The sequence below is a fragment of the Lacipirellulaceae bacterium genome (genome assembly GCA_040218535.1).
Taxonomy (GTDB): Bacteria; Planctomycetota; Planctomycetia; order Pirellulales; family Lacipirellulaceae; genus Adhaeretor.
Genome location: JAVJRG010000005.1, coordinates 418,946 through 439,786, shown reverse-complemented (window position 1 = coordinate 439,786; position 20,841 = coordinate 418,946). Strand labels below are relative to the sequence as shown.

Annotated in this window: 17 protein-coding genes; 7 read left to right on the top strand and 10 right to left on the bottom strand. The window is 55.8% G+C overall.

Annotated features, from left to right (window positions below):
• The first annotated feature begins 18 nt into the window (after positions 1-18).
• Positions 19-1,986, top strand: coding sequence for an acetate--CoA ligase (gene acs, locus RIB44_01995; protein ID MEQ8615345.1), 1,968 nt, complete (start codon positions 19-21; stop codon positions 1,984-1,986).
• Here acs and RIB44_01990 read toward each other — a convergent pair.
• Both RIB44_01990 and RIB44_01985 read right to left on the bottom strand, forming a co-directional pair.
• Positions 1,983-2,846: a hypothetical protein gene (locus tag RIB44_01990; protein MEQ8615344.1), complete on the bottom strand. Its 864-nt coding sequence runs from the start codon at positions 2,844-2,846 to the stop codon at positions 1,983-1,985. The two genes, acs and RIB44_01990, sit on opposite strands and share 4 nt — an antisense overlap.
• 54 nt (positions 2,847-2,900) lie before the next feature.
• Complete coding sequence (locus RIB44_01985; protein MEQ8615343.1) at positions 2,901-4,133, bottom strand: ATP-dependent 6-phosphofructokinase; 1,233 nt, start codon at positions 4,131-4,133, stop codon at positions 2,901-2,903.
• A 198-nt stretch (positions 4,134-4,331) separates the two neighbouring features.
• On the opposite strand from RIB44_01985, the gene RIB44_01980 reads away from it, so the two are divergent.
• On the top strand, positions 4,332-4,919 hold the full coding sequence (locus tag RIB44_01980; GenBank protein ID MEQ8615342.1) for a hypothetical protein: 588 nt from the start codon (positions 4,332-4,334) through the stop codon (positions 4,917-4,919).
• Here RIB44_01980 and RIB44_01975 read toward each other — a convergent pair.
• From RIB44_01975 to glmS, 3 genes are all read right to left on the bottom strand, one after another.
• Complete coding sequence (locus RIB44_01975) at positions 4,873-6,159, bottom strand: alpha/beta hydrolase-fold protein (GenBank protein MEQ8615341.1); 1,287 nt, start codon at positions 6,157-6,159, stop codon at positions 4,873-4,875. The genes RIB44_01980 and RIB44_01975 overlap by 47 nt on opposite strands.
• Before the next feature lie 17 nt (positions 6,160-6,176).
• Positions 6,177-6,908, bottom strand: a complete 732-nt coding sequence (locus tag RIB44_01970) for a polyprenol monophosphomannose synthase (protein MEQ8615340.1) — start codon at positions 6,906-6,908, stop codon at positions 6,177-6,179.
• 91 nt (positions 6,909-6,999) lie between these two features.
• Entirely contained in the window at positions 7,000-8,865 is a 1,866-nt protein-coding gene (glmS, locus tag RIB44_01965; protein ID MEQ8615339.1) for a glutamine--fructose-6-phosphate transaminase (isomerizing), read from the bottom strand.
• A 272-nt stretch (positions 8,866-9,137) separates the two neighbouring features.
• On the opposite strand from glmS, the gene kdsB reads away from it, so the two are divergent.
• Positions 9,138-9,899, top strand: coding sequence for a 3-deoxy-manno-octulosonate cytidylyltransferase (gene kdsB / locus RIB44_01960; GenBank protein MEQ8615338.1), 762 nt, complete (start codon positions 9,138-9,140; stop codon positions 9,897-9,899).
• Between the two features lie 50 nt (positions 9,900-9,949).
• Here kdsB and RIB44_01955 read toward each other — a convergent pair whose 3' ends face one another.
• The 3 genes from RIB44_01955 to RIB44_01945 are packed head-to-tail and all read right to left on the bottom strand — an operon-like array spanning position 9,950 to position 13,604.
• Positions 9,950-11,569: a hypothetical protein gene (locus RIB44_01955; protein ID MEQ8615337.1), complete on the bottom strand. Its 1,620-nt coding sequence runs from the start codon at positions 11,567-11,569 to the stop codon at positions 9,950-9,952.
• A complete protein-coding gene (locus RIB44_01950; protein ID MEQ8615336.1) occupies positions 11,566-12,282 on the bottom strand; it encodes a class I SAM-dependent methyltransferase in 717 nt (238 codons plus the stop codon). The genes RIB44_01955 and RIB44_01950 overlap by 4 nt, the downstream gene beginning before the upstream one ends.
• A gap of 2 nt (positions 12,283-12,284) precedes the next feature.
• Positions 12,285-13,604 carry a glycosyltransferase family 2 protein gene (locus RIB44_01945; GenBank protein ID MEQ8615335.1) on the bottom strand — a complete coding sequence of 440 codons (1,320 nt, stop codon included), beginning with the start codon at positions 13,602-13,604 and terminating at the stop codon, positions 12,285-12,287.
• A 233-nt stretch (positions 13,605-13,837) separates the two neighbouring features.
• Here RIB44_01945 and RIB44_01940 point away from each other — a divergent pair, with 233 nt between their 5' ends.
• Positions 13,838-14,854 (top strand): sugar nucleotide-binding protein, encoded by a 1,017-nt coding sequence (locus tag RIB44_01940; protein MEQ8615334.1) that lies wholly within the window; start codon positions 13,838-13,840, stop codon positions 14,852-14,854.
• A 730-nt stretch (positions 14,855-15,584) separates the two neighbouring features.
• Here the strand turns inward: RIB44_01940 and RIB44_01935 are convergent.
• Positions 15,585-16,133: an NUDIX hydrolase gene (locus RIB44_01935; protein MEQ8615333.1), complete on the bottom strand. Its 549-nt coding sequence runs from the start codon at positions 16,131-16,133 to the stop codon at positions 15,585-15,587.
• Positions 16,134-16,291: 158 nt separating this feature from the next.
• Between RIB44_01935 and RIB44_01930 the strand changes: the two genes are divergently transcribed.
• From RIB44_01930 to RIB44_01920, 3 genes are all read left to right on the top strand, one after another.
• The gene (locus RIB44_01930; GenBank protein MEQ8615332.1) at positions 16,292-17,338 is read left to right on the top strand and encodes a hypothetical protein; all 1,047 of its coding nucleotides are present in this window, start codon (positions 16,292-16,294) and stop codon (positions 17,336-17,338) included.
• A 267-nt stretch (positions 17,339-17,605) separates the two neighbouring features.
• Positions 17,606-19,294 (top strand): HD-GYP domain-containing protein, encoded by a 1,689-nt coding sequence (locus tag RIB44_01925; protein ID MEQ8615331.1) that lies wholly within the window; start codon positions 17,606-17,608, stop codon positions 19,292-19,294.
• Between the two features lie 79 nt (positions 19,295-19,373).
• The gene (locus RIB44_01920) at positions 19,374-19,856 is read left to right on the top strand and encodes a hypothetical protein (GenBank protein MEQ8615330.1); all 483 of its coding nucleotides are present in this window, start codon (positions 19,374-19,376) and stop codon (positions 19,854-19,856) included.
• 98 nt (positions 19,857-19,954) lie between these two features.
• Here RIB44_01920 and RIB44_01915 read toward each other — a convergent pair whose 3' ends face one another.
• Complete coding sequence (locus RIB44_01915) at positions 19,955-20,809, bottom strand: glycine cleavage T C-terminal barrel domain-containing protein (GenBank protein ID MEQ8615329.1); 855 nt, start codon at positions 20,807-20,809, stop codon at positions 19,955-19,957.
• Between the last annotated feature and the right edge of the window lie 32 nt (positions 20,810-20,841).

The following is a 20,841-nucleotide window of genomic DNA, read 5'->3' as shown; positions in this document are numbered from 1 at the left end:
CTTCCGAGGAACCCTAGGATGTCGACCTCTCCCGATGCAAACAAGCAAATCGACACAGTCATGCAGGAAAGCCGCTTGTTCCCGCCACCAGCGGACTTTTCGGCCAAAGCTTGCCTAAAGTCGATGAATGATTACCAGAGCATCTGGGATGAAGCAGCAGCTGACCCACAAGCTTTTTGGGCAGAGCTTGCCAAGAAAGAGCTGCACTGGTTCGAGCCTTTTGGTGAAACGCTGAATTGGAATGAACAGAGTTGCGTGGCGGAGTGGTTTGTCGGCGGCAAGACGAACGTCAGTTACAACTGCCTTGATCGCAACCTCGAACAGGGCCACGGGGACCGAACGGCGATCCTGTGGGAGGGCGAACCTGGTGACACACAGACGCTCACCTACACGGAATTGCACAAGGAAGTTTGCCGCTTTGCAAACGTCCTGAAGAGCGTCGGCGTCGAGCAAGGAGACGTCGTCTCGATCTACATGCCGATGACGCCTGAACTGCCCATCGCGATGCTCGCATGTGCACGGATTGGAGCTATTCACTCGGTGATCTTTGCCGGATTCTCTGCCGAGGCGATTGCAGACCGCAACAACGACGCCCAAGCAAAGGTGCAACTCACATCTGACGCCGCTTGGCGAAGGGGCAAGACGTTGCCGCTGAAGTCGATTGTCGATGAGGCCCTCGCCAAGTCGCCGAGCGTTGAAACTTGCATCGTACTGAAACGGGTCGGCGATGAGGTGACAATGCAAGAAGGACGCGATCATTGGTGGCATGATTTGACCGAGCAAGCCTCCGACGATTGCCCGGCGACCCCGCTCGACAGCGAGACGCCGCTTTTCATTCTTTACACAAGCGGTTCCACTGGGAAGCCCAAAGGAATCAAACACACGACCGCCGGCTACAACCTTTATGCGAAGAAAAGCTTCCAGTGGGTTTTCGATCACAAAGGCGAAGACGTCTTCTGGTGCACGGCCGATTGCGGCTGGATCACCGGGCACTCTTATCTCACCTATGGACCACTTGCGGCGGGTGCGACCTGCGTGGTCTATGAAGGCGCGCCGAACTTCCCTGACGAAAGCCGTTTCTGGGCAATCGTCGAAAAATACAAGGTGACCACGTTCTACACGGCACCGACGGCGATTCGCGCTTTCATCAAGTGGGGCGATCATCACGTTGAAAAGCACGACCTTTCCAGCTTGCGTCTGTTAGGAACCGTCGGCGAAGGCATCAACCCTGAAGCTTGGATGTGGTACCACGAAAAGATCGGCAACGAGCAATGCCCAATCGTCGATACGTGGTGGCAGACGGAAACCGGCGGCATCATGATGAGCCCGCTCCCGGGGGCGATTCCCACGAAGCCCGGTAGCTGCACGAAGCCCTTGCCCGGGATTATTCCCCAGATCGTCGATGAAGATGGCAACGAGGTTGGCGAGAACCAAGGGGGCTGGCTGACAATCGCACACCCTTGGCCGGGGATGCTCCGCGGCATCTGGGGCGATATGGATCGCTATCGGGAAGTTTACTGGAGCAAAGTCCCAGGAAAATATCTAGCCGGCGACAATGCTCGTCGCGACGAGGATGGCTACTACTGGATTATGGGTCGAATTGATGACGTGCTGAATGTCTCGGGACATCGGCTCAGTACGATCGAGATCGAAAGCGCCTTGGTAAGCCACCCGAAAGTCGCTGAGGCGGCTGCTGTAGGCAGGCCTCATGAACTGAAAGGGGAGGCAGTTGCCGTATTCGTCACACTCACCGATGCGGAACCGAATGATGAACTCCGCAACGAGTTGAAGCAGCACGTGCGGACCGAAATCGGTGCGCTTGCACAGCCAGATGACATTCGTTTTACCAACGCGTTACCGAAGACACGCAGTGGAAAGATCATGCGACGATTGCTGAAGGATATCGCGGCAGGGAAAGAAATCGTTGGCGACACGACCACACTCGAGGACTATGCCGCGTTGGCAAAACTGCGCGATGAGGATTAGCCGTAAAGATTCGGATCGTGTGTCGTTAGTGCTTCCAACACCGCCTCCTGCGCAATGTCTTCAGGCGTCGTAATGTGCGACTCGGGCCAACACTGCTCGGGGGTGATTGCAAAGATTCGTTCGCGTAGCAGTGCGTACGCAAACGCGGCTCCAATTGGCACGCCGAAAACGATTCCCAAAACGACGGTTATCTCAGCGCCAGGGGCAAGCATTACGGCGAAGGGAAACAACACGGCAGGAAGCGTAATCGTCAGAACGATTAGTGCCGTGGCGAGAATCGCTCTTCCACGATTGTCGTGCTTCCAAAGCGGATAGGGCCATTCAGGCGGCCAAACATTCTCGCGACGTGAATGGTGCAAATCGTGATGCACCCACATCCGTAAGTTGTTCTTCCAGGTAGTTAGTGAGGCGATGCCGACAACGATCACAAGAATGGCTGAAGCTCCGACGCCGACTCTCATCGCGGCGTGTATCTGCCGGAGAATTGCCTCGTTGGCACCAAACGCACGGCTGGCGAATAATCCCCAAAGAAGACCAATGATGAATACCGCCAAGATAGGGACGATGGCGGTCTTCCAAATGCCCGAACTTAGGTAGAACCAAAAGCCAGACTTTCCACGCGCCCGTACTGGATCGGTCCGACGGAGCCAGATAGCAGTGCGAAAGTCCTGCCAGCCGAATTTCAAGCACGCCACGAAGACGCAAAGCGTCGCGTTGGCGGTGAGCTCGAAAAGCAGCCACGCTAAGGCAAGCAATAGCGGAAGAACTAACTGCTGGGGCCACGCCGACTCCGTAGGCTCCCAATTGCCCCACGGCTGGAATTCGTCTTGCTCGGATTCTCTCGTTCCAGTGCCTTCCATTACGTCTAGATTATACGCAATGGAAGCCCATCAAAAGCAAGCAGATGTGTGGAATCACTCTGCCAGGGCTTCCTCGGCGGCAGCCTCTGCCATTTCGAGGGTGAATTCCGCGTCGAGTTCCACATCCTCTGCCGTGGCGGCATCGTCGCTATCCACCATGTGCTCGACATTTCCTAGCACGCTGGCAAACGGGCTGGCGTCAATGGGCAGATCGCCAAAGGTGATCCCTAAAGCGCGTGCTGCCTGGACGGCCGATCCGTTGGGATTAACCGTACGAAGTTGATTGACCGCCTCGATGATCGGCACGCTGGAAATCTCAGGTGGGTTGTAGCAGACCATGTGTCCGAATTGTTTTTCAACAACAAGCCGCACAGCGTGAGCTCCGTACTGCGTTGCCAAAACTCGATCGAAAGTGGTCGGCGATCCGCCCCGTTGTAAGTGACCCAAAACGGCGACGCGTGTCTCCCGATGCAGACGGTGTTCGATTTCCTGCGCTACGACCTGCCCGATGCCGCCGAGTTTGGCTTGGGCGCCTGCTTGCTGCTTGCCAACAAGTCCCCCCTCAGGAAGTTCAGCCCCTTCGGCGACAACAATCAACGAGAAACGATGGCCGCGGCTTTCGCGATCGAGAATCTTGTGGCAGACGTCTTCGTAGTTCCAGTTGATTTCTGGAATCAGAATCGCATTGGCGCCGCCAGCAATTCCGGCATGAAGGGCGATCCAACCGGCGTGGCGACCCATCACTTCGAGTACCATGATGCGTTCGTGACTGGCGGCCGTGGTGTGGAGCCGATCAAGAGCTTCGGTGGCGCATTGAATCGCACTATCGAAACCAAAGGTGAAGGCTGTCGCCGAGAGATCATTGTCGATGGTCTTGGGCACACCAACAACGGGGATACCAAATTCGTGGAACTGCTCCGCTACGGCAAGAGAGCCATCACCACCAACACATACCAAACCTTTGATGTCAAGCTGATTGATCGTTGTCTTCACGCCTTCGAGCAACTCAGGGTCGAGATCGACACGATCATCAACACCGACGGTAGCCGCGAAACGGCCCTTGTTCGTCGAACCGAGTATCGTACCGCCCTCGTTGAGAATGCCGGTCGTGTTCTTGCACGTGAGGTTGATGTAGCGGACGGGGTCGTAAAGACCTTCGTAACCTTTCAGAAAGCCAACACACTCATAGTCGAGTTGCTCAGAAGCCTTGACGACGCCACGAATGACTGCGTTAAGCCCTGGGCAATCGCCCCCGCTTGTGAGAATCCCAATTCGTCCTTTGCTCATCTCTACCGACCTCTCTTGAAATTGTTGGCAATCAACCTGATTCGTAAGAATAGGTTGCAGATCGGCCGCCCGATTGCTTTCCTGGAGTTGGTTTTGCCGTTAGAATCGCGATCACTGGCACAATCGTTCGCGATGTACGATCTCGGCGCCGTCTCTTCAATAAGCTCGTCCTCTTCATCGTGTTCAAAGGGAAGACCAATGCAAGGCCACGCATTCTTGTTCGCTGCAGCTTTATTGATTGCGTCGGGGTGCAGTTCGCCTGAGTTCCCAGGAAGTTCGGAAGCAGAGAGCTCTCAAGAGGTGGAATCCCCGGAGGAAACCTCTGCCGAGAAGTCTGAAGGAAAGACCCCAGCGAAGGAAGTAACGGTCGCCGACAGCGAGCCTACGATATTGGGCTTCACCCCTGCTATGCGGGCAGAGATGCGCAAGCTAATCGTTTTGCAGGATCCGACGACTGCCCCAGACCAAGTCGTCTCAAAGTATATGAACAAGCTCAAAAAAATGGCTGCCAAGCTAGGAGCTGAGCCCGATGAGAATGGAAACATTCCCCTACCAAGCAAATTACAAGAATCCGTCAGTCAGTGGCGAGATAAATCACGAGACGCAACTGGACAAGAACACCTACCAACAGCTTTTAAGGCGATCGCCGACGATTTTGGAATGGAAGTGCCGAATTGGATCCGTCCACTGCTCAACATACCGAAAGATAAACAACTAAGTCCCGAACAAGAGGAGCTGCTCATCTTGACGATTGGTCTTGATCTGATCTTTCAGCTCTCGGGGTGAGTTCTTGGGCACGTTTGCCATGCGACTTCGATCTTGGCGGAGCATGGAAGAGGAACTCAATCGCTTGTGGGAATCGCTTCGCCCAGGCTGATTCTGAGTGAGGAGCTTCTTTCGAGAAGAGATACCTGAGGTTTTTCTCTCGTTGGAACCCCTTCTGTTCCAGAGCTTCGATCATGGCGTCGACACCGGGTTGCAATCGGGTTTCCAATCCAACGCCACCATTGTCGATATAGAAGGCCACACCCTCAGGCGGTTGCTCCGTTTTCAAGACGGTAGCGACATAGTCGACCACCACTTCGCCGGGAGATTTTTCAAACTTAAAAGCCGGTGACATGCAAATCGCTTTGGAGAAGACTTCTGGACTCTCCCAAACCATGCGAAAGGCACCTATCCCGCCTGCAGATGAACCACCGACCCAAGTAAATTTGCGGCTCGGCATGGTGCGATACTCTTTGTCGATAAGCGTCTTAACTTCGCTGGCAACGAACCGCGTGTAGGCATTCCCTTTCTCGCCAGGAAGATACTCTCGACTGCGTTCAGGGGTGTTGTAAATACCAACAACGATGATTGGCCCGATGATCTTCGTTTCAATCAAGCGGGTGCACGTTTCGTCAACTTGCCAGTCCACCCCGAATGAGCTGGTCTTCGGATCGAAGAGATTCTGACCATCGTGCATGTAAAGGACAGGATAACAGTCTTTCGAAGTGTCGTACTCGGGAGGTAGCCAGACGACCACATCGCGGGGACGAATGTCTTTTCCCGAGAGTTGACGATGGTACTTCACCGTGCCCGTGATCTGGCCACTAACCTCTCTCTTCGATTTTGATGTCCAGTTATCGACTCGGTCTTTGATCGTGGCCGAACGATCTGCGTAGTATGTGAAGTTCGGCAGCGGATTCCCCTTCTCGTCCGCACCCTCTCTCGACCATTTGCCCAAGGTGTACTTGTATTCGAGATCCTGCGTCTTACTCAACTTCAGACGAAACTGCCAAACGTGCTCGCCAACATACTTCATTTTCTTGCTACCGGGATTCCAGTTCCCTAGTCCAGGAACGCTGCCGGTGATGTAAACGTCAGTGTCTTTCGCAAGTTCAGGGGAAGTCATCTGGAATTCTAGTTGGATCTCCTCCGCGTGAACTGCTTCATGTCTTGCCAATCCGGCAACTAAGAATAGGCCAATAGAGATTGCCGAATAGATCGCACGCGTTGAAGTTTGGAGGCTTATTTGGTTCGACTTCATCTACTTCGGCTCCGCAGTCACGCTTTCGAGTGGCCGGTCAGTCGTCGCCAAGCAAGTGAAAACAGAGTCCTGGCCTTTCCGACCGCTTCTCCAAAAGTCACTTTCGAGGCCCCTGCCCGACGCTCAGAAAACGTGATGGGCACTTCCTTTACTGTTGCACCATTACGGATGAGTTGCCAGAGGATTTCTTCGAGATACGAATAGCCGGTCGCCTTTAGTTTCGTGAAGTCGAGCTGACGTAGCGAATCAACACGATAAAGCCGATAGGCCGTGCTACAGTCACGGGCGGGCAAGCCAAGCGACAGGCGTGTTGCCGCATTTACCATTCGACTCACCAGATAACGAGAGTAGGGCCAGCCATCGATTTTTCCTCCAGGGCAGTAACGGGAACCAATCACCACGTCCGCCTTACTCCCAACCTCAATCATGCGAGACATAGCCTCGGGCGGATGGCTCCAATCGGCGTCCATCGTGATGATGCAGTCGTAGTTTCTCTCGACTCCCGTCTGTAAAGCAAGCCACGAGGCCGTGCCGAGACCCAACTTGCCTTCGCGATGCAGCACAGAGAACCAATCGTACTGGGCGGCTTGCTCGTCGCACCAAGTACCAGTTCCGTCAGGAGAGTTGTCATCAACGATCAGGATATCGGCATCTGGTAACTCTTTGCGAATAGCCTCGACGAGCGATGGCAGGTTCTCTCGCTCGTTGAAGGTGCAGATGGCAACGAGTGTCGAGGAGAGAATTTCCATCGCAGAGAATTCGATAGCCGCGACTTAACAAGTCGCCGGAGCGTACCGGCAAGCTGTTAGCCCGCGGTTAGGGATTGCATGGTATTCAAGATCACTCGACCGTCACGCTCTTTGCCAAATTACGCGGCTTGTCCACGTCACAGCCACGCAGGACCGCAATGTGATAAGCAAGAAGTTGTAGAGGAACTGCCGCCACAATGGGCTGTAGAAAATCGGCGACGGTTGGCATGACGATCACGTCGTCAGCAAGCTCAGCGACGCGATCATCTCCGTCATCAACAACAGCGATCACCGGGCCTCCACGCGCTTTGATTTCTTCGACATTGGCTAGGACTTTATCGTAGACACCTCCGCGAGGGACGATGAATACGCTCGGCGTGTTTTCGTCGACCAAGGCGATCGGGCCGTGCTTCATCTCTGCGGCTGGGTAACCTTCGGCGTGAATGTAGCTGATTTCCTTGAGTTTTAACGCACCCTCGAGCGCTGTGGGGAAATTGTATTGCCGACCGAGATACAAGAAGTTGTCGCACTCTGCGTACTTACCCGCGATCCGACGAGCATCGTTGTTTGTCCCAAGAGCCGTATCGATCTGATCGGGCAATGCCTCCAGGTCATCGATGATTCGCAGCCCGGCCTCGTAACTGAGGTGATGCAAGCGACCAAAGTACAGGGCGAGCAGTGCCATCACCACACATTGCGAAGTATAAGCTTTGGTCGAAGCGACGCCGATTTCCGGGCCCGCGTGAAGATAAATGCCTCCGTCAGCTTCACGAGCGATCGTGCTACCGACAACATTACAGATAGCCATCGTGGGGTGGCCTTTGCGTTTCATTTCGCGTAAAGCCGCTAAAGTGTCGATCGTCTCGCCGCTTTGGGTGAGCGCGAACAGCAAAGTCTGTGGAGTCAGCGGCGGATTTCGATAGCGAAGCTCGCTGGCGTACTGCACTTCAACAGGAATGCGAGCGAGCGCCTCGATCATGTACTCGCCAACTAAAGAGGAATGCCAACTTGTGCCGCAAGCGGTTAGCACGAATCGGTCCATGCGGCGGAGTTTCTGCGGCGAGAGATTCAAGCCGCCAAACACCGCCGTGGCCGCGTCGCGATCGAGTCGCCCCCGCATCGCGTTGCGTACCGTCTCGGGCTGCTCATAAATCTCTTTGAGCATGTAATGCGGATACTCGCCAAGCTCGACCTCGTTCGACTCGACATCGAGCAGTTTCACGTCGTGGCGGATGTCGCCTTGGTCGCGATGAATAACGCGAATGGTGTTCGCCGTTACGACCGCAAGTTCGTTATCGGCCAGATAGACGATTCGATCAGTGCGCCCAACCAGCGGCGAGCCGTCGCTGGCGATGTAATGCTCGCCGTCACCGACCCCGATTACCAACGGACTACCCAAGCGGGCAACGATAATCGCATCGGGCCAATCGCGGAAAACGATCGCTAGGCCATAAGTCCCCGTCAGTTGAGCTAAGGCAGCTTGCACCGCAGCTACCAAGGGCGCGTAGGGATCGAGCTTGCCGTCGATCTCTGGCGAAAGATTCTCCAACTCGTAGGCGACGAGTTGAGCCACCACTTCAGTGTCGGTACCGGTATGGAACTCGTATCCCTTTTCGATCAGTACCTGTTTGAGTGTGCGGAAATTCTCGATGACACCGTTGTGCACGAGGGCCAACACTTGCCCGCCGCCGAGATGCGGATGGGCATTCTCGTCGGTCGCCGGGCCGTGCGTTGCCCAACGAGTATGACCGACGCCGACGCTCCCTTGTGGATCGCTCTTCTTTAGCAATGAAGCGAGTTGCTCCACACGTCCGGCAGACTTTTCCACGGACAGTTCGCCGTCCTCGATCGTGACGATTCCCGAGCTATCGTAGCCACGATATTCAAGTCGCCGCAGACCTGACAGCAGAAAACTGGCGGCCGGTTTGGGGCCGATATAACCAACGATGCCGCACATCGAGCTTGATACCTTCTAGGGACTGCAGGACACAAAGGAGCTTCTGCTGTAAGTCTATCACTTGGCTTTGGTTAGGGCTATCGCGATGTGGCAGCTGGTTGCGCCTGCGGAAAGACGCTTTGAACCCCTAGCTTGCGCTAGGGGCTAAGGGATTAGTAGCTTTGAGAGTGTCTGATTGATCTTCTCGCTACTGGGCGAATCTTGTACGGTTCGTCTCGTCCCAACATAGGGAACTTTCGCATAAAAGATTCGTCTTGCCACCGAGCTACGTCATGAATGCTACCGCCCGCAAAGTACTCGTCATCCCTGCTCGTAGACACTCAACGCGTCTGCCGGAAAAACTGCTGCTCCGGGAAACCGGCAAAACAATCCTTCAGTACACTTACGAAGCCGCCTGCCGAGCGCGTCAGCCGGACCTAGTGATCATTGCCGTCGATGATGAGAAACTGGCCGAAGAAGCACGGCGATTTGGTGCCAGTGTGGTGATGACGAGCCCGGACCACACCAGTGGTACCGACCGCGTGGCCGAAGTCGTGAATCGATTGCCGTCAGCCGAGATTATCGTAAACTTGCAAGCCGACGAACCCGAGATCAACCCCGCGGACATCGATAAGTTATTCGACGTTTTAGAAGCGAACACGAAGGCAGGCGTGGCAACGCTGGCGACCCCCATTAGGAGTCGAGAGGCGTTAGAAGACCCGGCGTGCGTCAAAGTTGTTTTTGATTCGCGGGGTCAGGCCCTCTACTTCAGCCGTTCTCCGATTCCCCATCCAAGGGAATGGGACGAGAGACTACTCGCTGCCGAGCCGCCGCAGTTCCATCAGCACGTTGGCATCTACGGTTATCGACGCTGGCCACTGCTACGGCTTGCAGAGACTCCACCATGTCGCCTGGAGCAAATCGAAAAGCTCGAGCAGCTACGCATCCTGCAGCAGGGGGATGAGATTCTCGTCGCCACCGTTGACTCGGCTGCCCAAGGAATCGATACGCCGGCTGACTATGCAGCGTTCGTGGAGCGTTGCCGTGCTGCGTAACACTCATCAGGAAAGTTAGCCGCCGACCTTGGTCGGCGCTCGGCCTCGACTTATTCCGCACGCCGAGCAAGCTCGACGGCTAACGTGATGATTTCTTGAGAATAAGGCTGGAGCTCGGGCTCTTTTCGATCAGCCTTCAGATACCAAGCCTTGCGACCTCGGAAGTAGTCGACAAGCTCAGCATTTTGCTTTGGGCTCATCGAGCGCGCCCAAACGATCTTTGACGAATCGATGTCCGCTCTGTTATAGACCCACTCGTGATAAACGTGGTGCCCTGGTTCGTACTTTACAATCACTAAGTGCCGCTGATCGTCCGCCGACAATTGCTTGGCAATGCGATTTCGCTCCCACTGCCAACCCTCTTGCCCCATGCTTGCGTAGTTATTGGTCACGTTAGCAAACGTAAAAACGTGAAGTGCTATTAGACTTGCTGATAAGGCATGCCGCGGCAACCAACGCGGGGCGAAGATGTCGAGCCGCCTGAGGCCCCAAACCATGAGCAGGACGAATAACGGAGCGAGTGGAGCTACGTAGTGGGGGAAGTTCCACACGGTAACTTGCGTTGCGAGCCAAGCGATAAGCAAGACAGCGACCAAACCGCGTACGCGTCCAAGTCTCCAAGGCTTGAGCAGCAGCAACGGCACGGCCAAAACGACTGGAAAATAGAGTTTCACGACGTGTCCTAGCATTATCATTTTTTTCTTAAACAGCCCGGCGATTGACTGTTGCTTAGCGAACCAATCCATCGACCAGAAGTCATGAAACACGGCAAGTTCCTGATGCTGGTACTGCCGCTCATCGGCTGGAGTTTGCCAAAGGAAAAGCGGAGCCCGTCCGTAAACACTTTCATGCAATGAATACGGCATCGTCGTCACGCTACCGGTGACAGCAAAGTTGTAGGAGGCAAGTCCCACTACAAGTCCGGCTAGTCCAACAGTAACTGGCAAGACCGACCGTCGAAGCGTCTGCTTCCAACTAATTCCTTTCTGCTTCAGCCAATTATCAAGAACCCAAGCACCGACGACGAGACACAAAACAAATCCTTCAAAGGGTCGAGTGACTGCCAGCAGAGCGGCACCCGTGGCCATTGCGACAGCGTCTAAAGCCTTACGGCGGTGCGTCATGCGCATCGCTCCGCCAATGACCAACGCCCCGCCTGCCATTGCCAACGCACCACCCCAATACGACTGGCCCCAGATGAGTTGCAACCCCGTGTGCGTCGTACAGATTAGCCCGCCGACAAACGCCCACACGCGCGAGGTCCAACCAAGCAGCATCCAGTAGCAACAGACAACCGCCAGCGCCGACGAAAACCAAACCCCAGCCAATGGCCAACCCGTTAGAAGTTGGCCAGCGGCGAGTAGCAGACCTTGCCCTGGCGGATACTTGGCGGCGTAGGTTGGGTGTTGAATCACATGAAAGGTTTCGAAGTGCCGCCACATCGGATGAGGCGGGTTCGCAAGCCTCCCTTCAGAAAACGTATCCGCCGCCAACAGGTAAGCGAACTCATCGTGGACTGTTGGAGTTGGCCAACGGGCCAGGGAGACAGCCATTCCAAGCAGCAATGTCATTCCTGCAAGTGATGCCGCGGCCAGCGCGTGATTCTGGATCAATCGCTGGAGATAACTCTCGTGACGCTCAGAGTTCCTGCTTTGGAGCGACTTGTTCATGACGCCTCCTCAGCCTTCCGCGCCAACACGAGATACTGTCCGCCCAACGGCAAGCGATGCACGAGCGATTCCAACGGTCGCAACCAAGCGAGACTCTTGGGAAAGATGAACCAGGCGTCGGTCCGCTCGATCTCGAAGCCCGCCTCTCGCAAGAGCCCTCGTGCTTCCGGCGGGGTAATGGTCACCGCGTCACGATCGAACGGGACGCGGCTCATCACGAAACGCGTGCCCGGGTTCCATGGGTTGTTCTCCCAAAAGGCGAACCAACCGCCCGGTTTGAGCGAATTGTGGACAATCCGCAGTGCATTGGCACGTGCGGCGGGAGGAATGTGATGGAAGACACCATTCGTGTAGGCGAGATCGATCGTTCCCGCGGGCAACTCCGTTTCATCCGCGGTGAAGCGAGCGTTCGCACCACCAAACTGCTGCGTCGCTCTGGCAATGGCCTGAATTGAAGGGTCGTAGCCCCATAAATCTAATTCACCAAACGCACGGTTAAGTTCCTCAGTGGCGAGCCCAACTCCGCAGCCAAAGTCCAGGACTTGGGCTGACTGACCCTCGCAACGTTCTAGCAACCGCGCGGTCCACTCGATCCGCTTGCGCGCGAAATAGCCCGGCCCTTCGCCAGAATACTTCAGCCCCTGCGATAGCGCGGCTTCATACTCTTGCGAGTAAGCATCGAACTCGGCTTGTTGAACTACTGCAAGGGACATCGTCAATCGCGTCGGGCCATTCTCAAAATACTGATAAAGAAGCTCGCGAAAATCGTTTGGAAGCCAAGCGCGGCGAGCGTCACCCCGGGAATAACCCAGCGCATCGTGCTGGCGTAGTCCAAGGCGCCAAAGCCAACCGCTTGCCAGCGACTTGTCGCGCCGATGAGTAAGCCGGTCCCTGCGACCAAGGCAACACTTCCCGCTGCCAAGCAGCGTTCAAGGCTGAATATCTTGCTGTAACGTTCCAGCCGTTTGTCGAAGGGTACGAGACCTTCCGATACGGCAAAAGTCTTTGCGAAGGCTGCAAATTGTACGAGTTGGAAACCGCTAAGCACGAAAAGACTCGCCACCAACAACGTGTGGGCATCGAGTGTCGCACCGAGAACCTGGACGCCGGGTATCGCTAGTGCGTAGCCCAACACTCCCATGAGCATCAGTCCTAAACCTGGCATCAGGAACAACCAGCGGGGGCTGTACATCAGGAAGAACCTTAGGGTACGCCAGCCATCGCGGATGGTTCGCAAATGCGGGGCGTGGGCTTTTCTCCCATCAGGATGCAATGTGGTCGGCACTTCAGCAATGTCGGTTTCAAAGAGGCTGCTCTTGATGATCATCTCCGTGGCGAACTCCATCCCGCTGGCTCGGAGGTCGAGACGATCGTAATGCTCTTTCGTAAATCCTCGCAGTCCGCAGTAGACGTCGTGAATCGGCGCTTTGAACATCGTCCGCACAAGTCGCGAGAACATCGGATTGCCAATCCAACGATGCGTCACCGGCATCGCGCCTGGCAGGACCGTTCCTCCGCCCGAAGGAAGCCGACAACCTTGCACCAGATTGTGGCCCTCACGGAGTTTGTCGACGAACTTGGGGATCTCCAGAAAGTCGTAACTGTCGTCCGCATCGCCCATGATGACATACTTGCCGCGGGCAGCGCTGATCCCGCCACGAAGTGCATTGCCGTAACCTTTTTCGGCGACGTTAACGACTCTTGCACCTAGTTCAGCGGCAATCTCCAGCGAGCCGTCGGAACTGCCATTGTCGGCGATCAACACTTCGCCGGTGATGTCGTGCTCGCGCATGGCCCGTTGTGCTTTTTCGATGCAGGTGGCCAGCGTGTCCGCCTCGTTCAAGCAAGGCATGACGACCGTGAGTTCGAGCTGCTCGACCGATTGCTCCGAATTGTTTTCGGGCGTAAAGCTGTCGAGACATTCTCGAATCGCTCGATCGGCAGCGTTGAGGCGATCAAGCATCGCCCGCTGATCGTCACGCACAAGCGGCGCAGATTTGGCCGGCGCAGCGACCGTGAGGGGGAGTTCCGACATGGGGAGCTTGTCTTTAAGCGGGGGGAGTTGGGGAGGGGGACTCTATTTCGGGGTTAAACTCTACCTCATAAAAAGAGTCCGCGCCGGGAGCGACTCACGAGCTGCATAATCCCCAAAATCGGTTCAAGTGCTGGAAGAAACCACAACGACACGACGAGCACGACGCAAGTCTGCTTTAATATGGTCCGTTGTGCCCGTCGTGTCGTTGTGGTTCAAATAGTGGTATGAATCGCGTGTCTCCTCCCCTACCCTTGCTCATCACCGGCGTCGCCGGCGTAGCGGGGTACAATGTGCTCGATTACTTCGCCGCTCGCTATCCTGGTCAGGTTGTGGGCATCCGGCAGGCAGACAACTGGCCGCTGAGCGGCCCGAACATCGTCGCTTGCGATGCGGAAGATCGCGACCAGTTGCTCCGGCTATTCGACAAGTACGAATTCCAAGCCGTGTTGAACTGCGCTGGCAACTGCGCGCTTAAGGCTTGCGAACTCGATTCGCGGCTCGCCTGGCGCACGAATGTCGAAGGGCTGATCAACCTTGCAGCCATCGTCGCCGATCGGGGCGTCCGCATGGTTCACACTTCGGTCGATCTCGTGTACGCCGGCGTGGACATGGACGTCGATCGTTCGCAGCATCGCTACGAGGAAACCGACACGCCCGACCCGGTGACCGTCTACGGCAAGACGATGGTTTCGGCGGAGCAGCTAGTCGCCGATTGGCTCCCCGCGGCGGCGACGTTACGGATTTCGCTCCCGATGGGCATCAGCTTCAACGGCCACGCGGGGGCCATTGATTGGATTCAATCCCGCTTCGCCAAAAACCGCCCGGCAACACTCTACTACGACGAAGTCCGCACGCCCGCGTACACCGACTGCTTGAACCGCGTCTACGAAGAAGTTTTGGCCAGCGACCTATTCGGCCTCTACCACGCCGGCGGACCGCGGAACCTTTCGCTCTACGAAATCGCCCAAATCGTCAACCGCGTCGGCGGCTACGATCCTGAGTTACTTCAAGGCTGCCCAAGACTCGAAGCCGGCCCGATGCCACCGCGTGCTGGCAACGTGACGATGGATTCGTCGAAGCTCGCCGAAGCTTTGGGAAGAAATCCGTTCGATCCTTGGCCGCTGGATGCGGAGTTTGTTCCGACTCATCGGGAGTGGCATTATGAGCGGGAGGGGTTTGAAGGGTCGCCGGAGTTGCTGGCGGAGAGGTTGTATCGAAATCCTCGCAGTATAAAGAAGGTCAATCAATAACCCATGTTCGAGTTTCGCGATGTCTGATGACTTGAAAGCGTTTCTCTTTGTGACGATCTTCCTAATCTCCTTATGGGTTTTCGTGAAACGAGCTGCAAAAGCTGGATTGCAGGAGCTTGAGGAGCGTTTCAGCATGCACTTCCCGTCACCAACCTGGACTAAAGAAGAAGGGGGCGAAACAATATCTCAACTACCCTTCTATCCAGCCTTGTTCAGTGAATCGCACAGTGGAACTCCTCTATGTCCGTTGTTCGAAAAGGATGAATCTGAGTGGGTGTTTTTATTCGATTCTAGCAACGCCCTGAACCCGCACCTGGAGTCTGCGTTCTGCTACGTTTCAAAGATTTCAGGCACCCCCATTTACGACTTTCACTTGAAGCGCTCGCTAAATTGGTTCGATTGGAGACGCGCGAAACGTACTGCAACAGCACTTAGTGAGTTATTTGAAGATAGCCCAAGAGACTGGTTCTCAATATACAGCATCGAGGACACGGTCAATTCGTTGCCTCGCGAACTAGTTGGCACTTTGAATTTGTGCCGAATGGTTTGCGAGATATACAATGAGAATAACTATTTCGTATGCGTCAGTTTGCCCAGAGCCTGTTGGCCTTCCAACTTCGATGACTTCGTTGCTGACTTAGGGTCAATTAGATCCGCACTAAAACTTGACACATAATCCGAAAGACTGCAGTGAGCTGCGCGTTGCGTGCTGAGCGAAGCGAGCCCTCGACTAATCCAGCGACGAACTTTTTAGGGATGCTTGAAGATTCCACATCAACAACGTCGCCACGCTCTTCGCATCCTCAATCTCTCCCCGGCGGACCATCGCGATCGCTTCGTCGGCATCGACCAACGAATTCTCGATCTGCTCCCCCGCTTCGCGAGCGTGATGGCCCGCGGTGAGACCCTCGGCAACGAAGACGTGCATGCGTTCGTTTAGGATCCCTGGAGACATGAAGAAGCCAGGCAGTTCCCGCCAGTGCTCGGCCGTGTAGCCGGTTTCCTCTTGGAGTTCTCGCTGGGCGGTTTCCAGGGGTGGCTCGCCGGGATCGAGGGTGCCGGCGGGGAGTTCGATCAGTTCTTTTCCGACCGCTACTCGCAGATTGCGAATCAGGCAGATGCGGCCATCATCGAGCAGGGGCAGAATCACCGCGGCCCCCGGGTGCAGCACGACCTGACGGACCGCGTCGGGCTCGCCCTCGCGGGTCGGCTGGTAACGCTCGACGACGCGGAAGCGGGCGGTTTCCAGCAGCAGGCGTTCGGGGTGCGGTTCTGACACGGCATAGCTCTCGTGGAATTGTTAAGACGCCTTGCCCAGTTTCCCACCATTTACGGCGACTTCGGTTTGCCATTTCTGACGGGACGGGTAGGATAGAGACTATCTTGGCGGGGTCTTATTGGAACAGGTAAAGCGTCTCTTTTCGGGTCATTCAATTCATGAATGGGAACGCGGCAGGCAGTTGGAGTTTAAGCCTGGGGCGCTGGCAAGGCGTTGAGTTGAGGGTCCATCTGTACCTTCCGCTGATTGTCCTGACGGCCATGCTCAGCGCGGAACTCTCCGCGGCCATCCCGGTCCGCACGGCCCTACTCGCTAGCACCGCCTTGGTGCTGAGTGTTTGCCTGCATGAGCTACTACGCTTTATCGTCGTGCAGCGAGTCGGCGGTCACACCAGCCTCGTGGTTCTAGGGCCCACTGGCGGCTGGTCGCGGCCGCACCTTCCTACCGATCCGCCAGCTCATCTGGTGTCTGCGCTGATTGGACCGCTGACTTATCTCGGGCTGTTGGTTGCCAGTGCCTGTGCCTTGGTAGCTCACGGACAGACCGATGTGTTGCCATTGCTTTCGCCCGTTGATCCGCAACTGATGCCTAGCACCAGCAGCTTGCACTTGGCCGCTCAATTGATGGTGTGGGTCAATTGCTGCCTGATTCTCGTGAACATGCTTCCCGTCTATCCGTGCGATGGGGCCGATCTGCTGCACGGCTTGCTGTGGCCGCTCATCGGGCGAACCTCGGCAACGGCGGCGATGTCGCACATTGCGCTGGGTGCTTCAGGAGCCTGCTTTGTGCTGGCCGTTTTCCTGCGTGACAAACTGGTCGTCGGACTTGTTCCTGCGTGGTTCCCGCTCTCCGTGCTGGCTACCATTCTGCTTTACGGTGCAAACCGCATGGCCCGGCAGCATCGTTACGATCAGGGCATTGCAATTGATGAACTCGACTCCGATGACGAGCAATGGATCAACGCCGATTGGTTGGAAGACGATCGCGCAGTCGTACTTGTCGAACATCTGCAAGAGAAACAGCAAGAAGCGCTCGACCGCAAAAAGCGCGAGCGTGAGAACAAGGAAGACGCCCGTGTGGACGACATCTTGGCGAGACTCAATGAAGTCGGCTTCGAGCGCCTGTCCGACGAAGACCAAGCGGTTCTCAAGCGTGCCAGCCGTCGCTATCGCGAGCGTCGTCCCTCGGACGACGCACTGTCTTAATCGGTGAAGTGGCTACCGCTTAGATGGCTTAATCGCTACAGCCGTTGTGATCCGGTTGCAACCGGAACGGCTCTCCACATTTCGCTGAGCCAGCGTTCGTTTATCGCGAAGCGGGCTTCATTTTTGTAGTGGTAGCAATCCGGCGTCCTACCAAGGCCCGACTGCTGCGCACCCACCGCCCCCGCCGTTACCCACTCGATGCTTCGAGCCGGGAACGGTCCCGCCACAAATAGATTCCCACCGAAGCGTTCACCCCTCCACTACGAAGTGTCCACGGCTCGACTTGACGCCACTGCGCCCGAAACAACAACCGCTACTCCAGCGGTTGGAGGTGAGGGCTACGCGCTCCCCGAACGCTTGGAAGAAGGTCTTCAACGACTAAGAGAGATCTTCGGACGCTCGTTCTCTCTGGTGAATATCGAGTCCAGCGAACTCGTTCACTCTGCGTCGACAGAGCTCAACTGCGAGGTCTACAACCACCTCACGATGCTCGGCGAAGTCGCTCGACGTGGCACGCCGGAAATCATCGAAGAGCACTCTCCGCTGGCGTTACTTGCGATACCATTGGTTCGTCTCGGATGCGGCGAACAGTTCGTGGCGACGGGGTTGTTCCTGACCGACTCCGTTGAAGAGGAAGCCAGCATTGCCTCGGCAGCGCATGTCTTCGGACTCGACGGATCGCGGGCGTATGCTGCATCCAGAAGCATGGAAGTCTGGACGCCCCGCCAATTGCTGCAGGTGGGTGGAATCGTTCTCGAAAATTTGCTCGGACAGCATCGTCTGCAAAACCTCGAGAGCGAACGGGATGAGGCGATCACGCATGCCAACGAAACGTACGTCGAGCTAGAACTGCTCCACCGACTAACCGGCCAACTCCACACGGCGCGAGACGAAGCAACCCTCTGGCAGAACGCTTTAGAGTGGCTCATCGATGCAGTTCCGGCACAGTGTCTAGCCGTTGTAGCTCGTCAGTCTTCCGATGCGCAAAGTTATGAGCTCCAGCTTGGTGATTCGGTAGGCGTGCTGACGGCAGGCGAGTGCCCGATCGCTACTTCAGAACTCAGCGAGTTCGTTCATCGTCTCGAACCAAAGATCGCTAATCGTTCACTCGTGCTCTCACGGTCTGAAACTTCGCTGCCTACTTGGTTCTACCCGACGGTTAGAGAATTGATCTGCGTTCCGCTAAGTCAATCAGATCGACAGCAGGGCTGGCTTCTTGCATTGAATCACTGCGGATCGGAGCGAGCGGAACTTGATGAGTTTGGCTCGGTCGAATCCCAATTGCTTGCCAGCATTGGCACGATCCTCAGCGTCTACAGCAGCGACTTGCGGAGGTTCCGCGAGCAGGAACAACTATTCGCCAGCGCCGTACACGCTTTGACCTCAGCGATTGATGCGAAAGACCGTTACACCTCAGGTCACAGTGATCGCGTGGCCCGCGTGTCGGTTTGCTTGGCTGAACAGATGGGGCTTCCGAAGAAAGACATTGAGACGATCTACCTTGGCGGACTTCTGCACGACATCGGTAAGATTGGCATCGACGACAACGTCCTCAACAAGCCGGGACGACTGACCGACGAGGAATTCGAACACATTAAGCTGCATCCGCAATTCGGCTACGACATTCTCAAAGGTGTTAGTCGAATGGATGCGATTCTGCCGCTGGTGCTTCATCACCACGAATCGTGGGACGGCACCGGCTATCCGCACCAGCTCGCAGGCGAGGAAATTCCGCTGATGGCACGGATCGTAGCCGTGGCCGACGCGTACGACGCTATGGGCAGCGATCGACCTTACCGGAAGGGCATGCCCGAGGAAAAACTCGACGCGATCCTTCGCAAAGGTGCTGGTCAGCAATGGGATAAGCAAGTGGTCGACGCGTTTTTCACAGTCCGCGAGCAAATCCGAGAGATCTCCGACGAGGGCAAGCTGCCCGAAGAAGTTCACGCAGGCTAGCTAGAGACAGGATTTACAGGATGAACTGGATTACCTCCAATTATCTTGTTCATCCTGTAAATCCTGTCTCTTTTTCATCATGGCCCGCCAGACACACAAGCGTGAAGACTTATTGCGAGATGCCGTCGCGCTCTCGCCTCGCATCAAGCTGCTTTGCGAAGACGCTCCCGATGTGCCAATCTTCGCGGGCTTTCGTGGAGAAGCGTTAAGTCTCTACTTCGACGAAGACCCTGCCTATCACTTCAATGGCGAGAAAGAGCTGCGGCGGGCTTTTTTTCAAGATGCGCTCTATGAGTGTGCCAACGGTCAGCTGCGGAAGCTTATTCGCGATACTTCTAGCGGGGCCGTGAAGCTACAGCGACTAGAGGTCTCGGCGGAATTCCAGTCCGACTTCTCGAATGAACTGCAGAGTCGATTGAGCAATCTTAACAGCTCAATCACTGCGGCTACCTTCAAGGTCGAAGGCCAGGTTCCCGAGGATGGTGAAGCCCTCAACAAACTGCGATTCTGGCTGGAGAGCTTCAACGAAGTTGTGTTTGCGAATTCGGCCCGCGTTAGATAACCCGGAGCCGACAGGCGTTAGCCGTCGGGTTGCGGAAGTGAAAACTATCACACAGGTCAACCCGCTCGCCTGACGCCTAGCGGCTCAGAATCGAAGAATTATGGGGCGAGTATTGCCATGGCAGCACCTTCGCACACCATCTCGTCTGCGTTCGACATTTTCGCCTCGCGCCGAAGCATCGCCAGCCCGATTACCGACTCATACTTCGGCGAGTAGCTCGCCGAGGTGACTTGGCCGACCTTCTTCTCGCCGATAAACACATCCGCGGGTAGCGATGCCGGCACATCGCCGGAAAGTTTGACTTGGGTCAACTCTTGATTCACATGCCCGAGAGCGTCGATCCGCGCGATCGTCTCTTGGCCGAGATAGCAACCCTTGTTGAAGTGGATGGCCCGCTCGTCTCGGCACACCTCTTGAGGAAGGTTCGTGTTGTCGAAATCGATGCCGAAGAGTGGCCAACCGGCTTCAAGGCGCAACGCATCGAAGGCTTCATCGCTGCAGACGCGTAGATTCGCATGAGAATCTGGGACCTTACTAACGATGCAAGCAGGCACACCCAAGAATGGAGACTGGAAACTCTCTGAGAGTGAATCAGTAACCACGGACCAATTCATACCGTTACTCTCGTCGGCAAGTTCAACCTTCTCACGAATGAGATAGCGATCCAGATGTTGGACGATTAACTCCCCCTGATCGGGCACGCTCAGCAATTGCAATCGATCCTCGAAAGCGAATACCAACACATGTGCGACGATCTTGCCTTTCACGTCAGTCAGGAACGCTTCGCATTGATCGCCGGGCTGCAAGCTCTTGATGTCGTTCGTGCAAAGGTTGTGCAGAAAGCTCGAACGATCGTCACCGGTAAGACTGATCGTGGTCCAATTCGTTAGTTCTACACGCCCTATGCCTTCGGTGAGAGCGTGATAGTCTTGAATAGCTTCGTCGGAAAGCATTGAGTCGTTCTCTGATTGCGTACATGATGCAA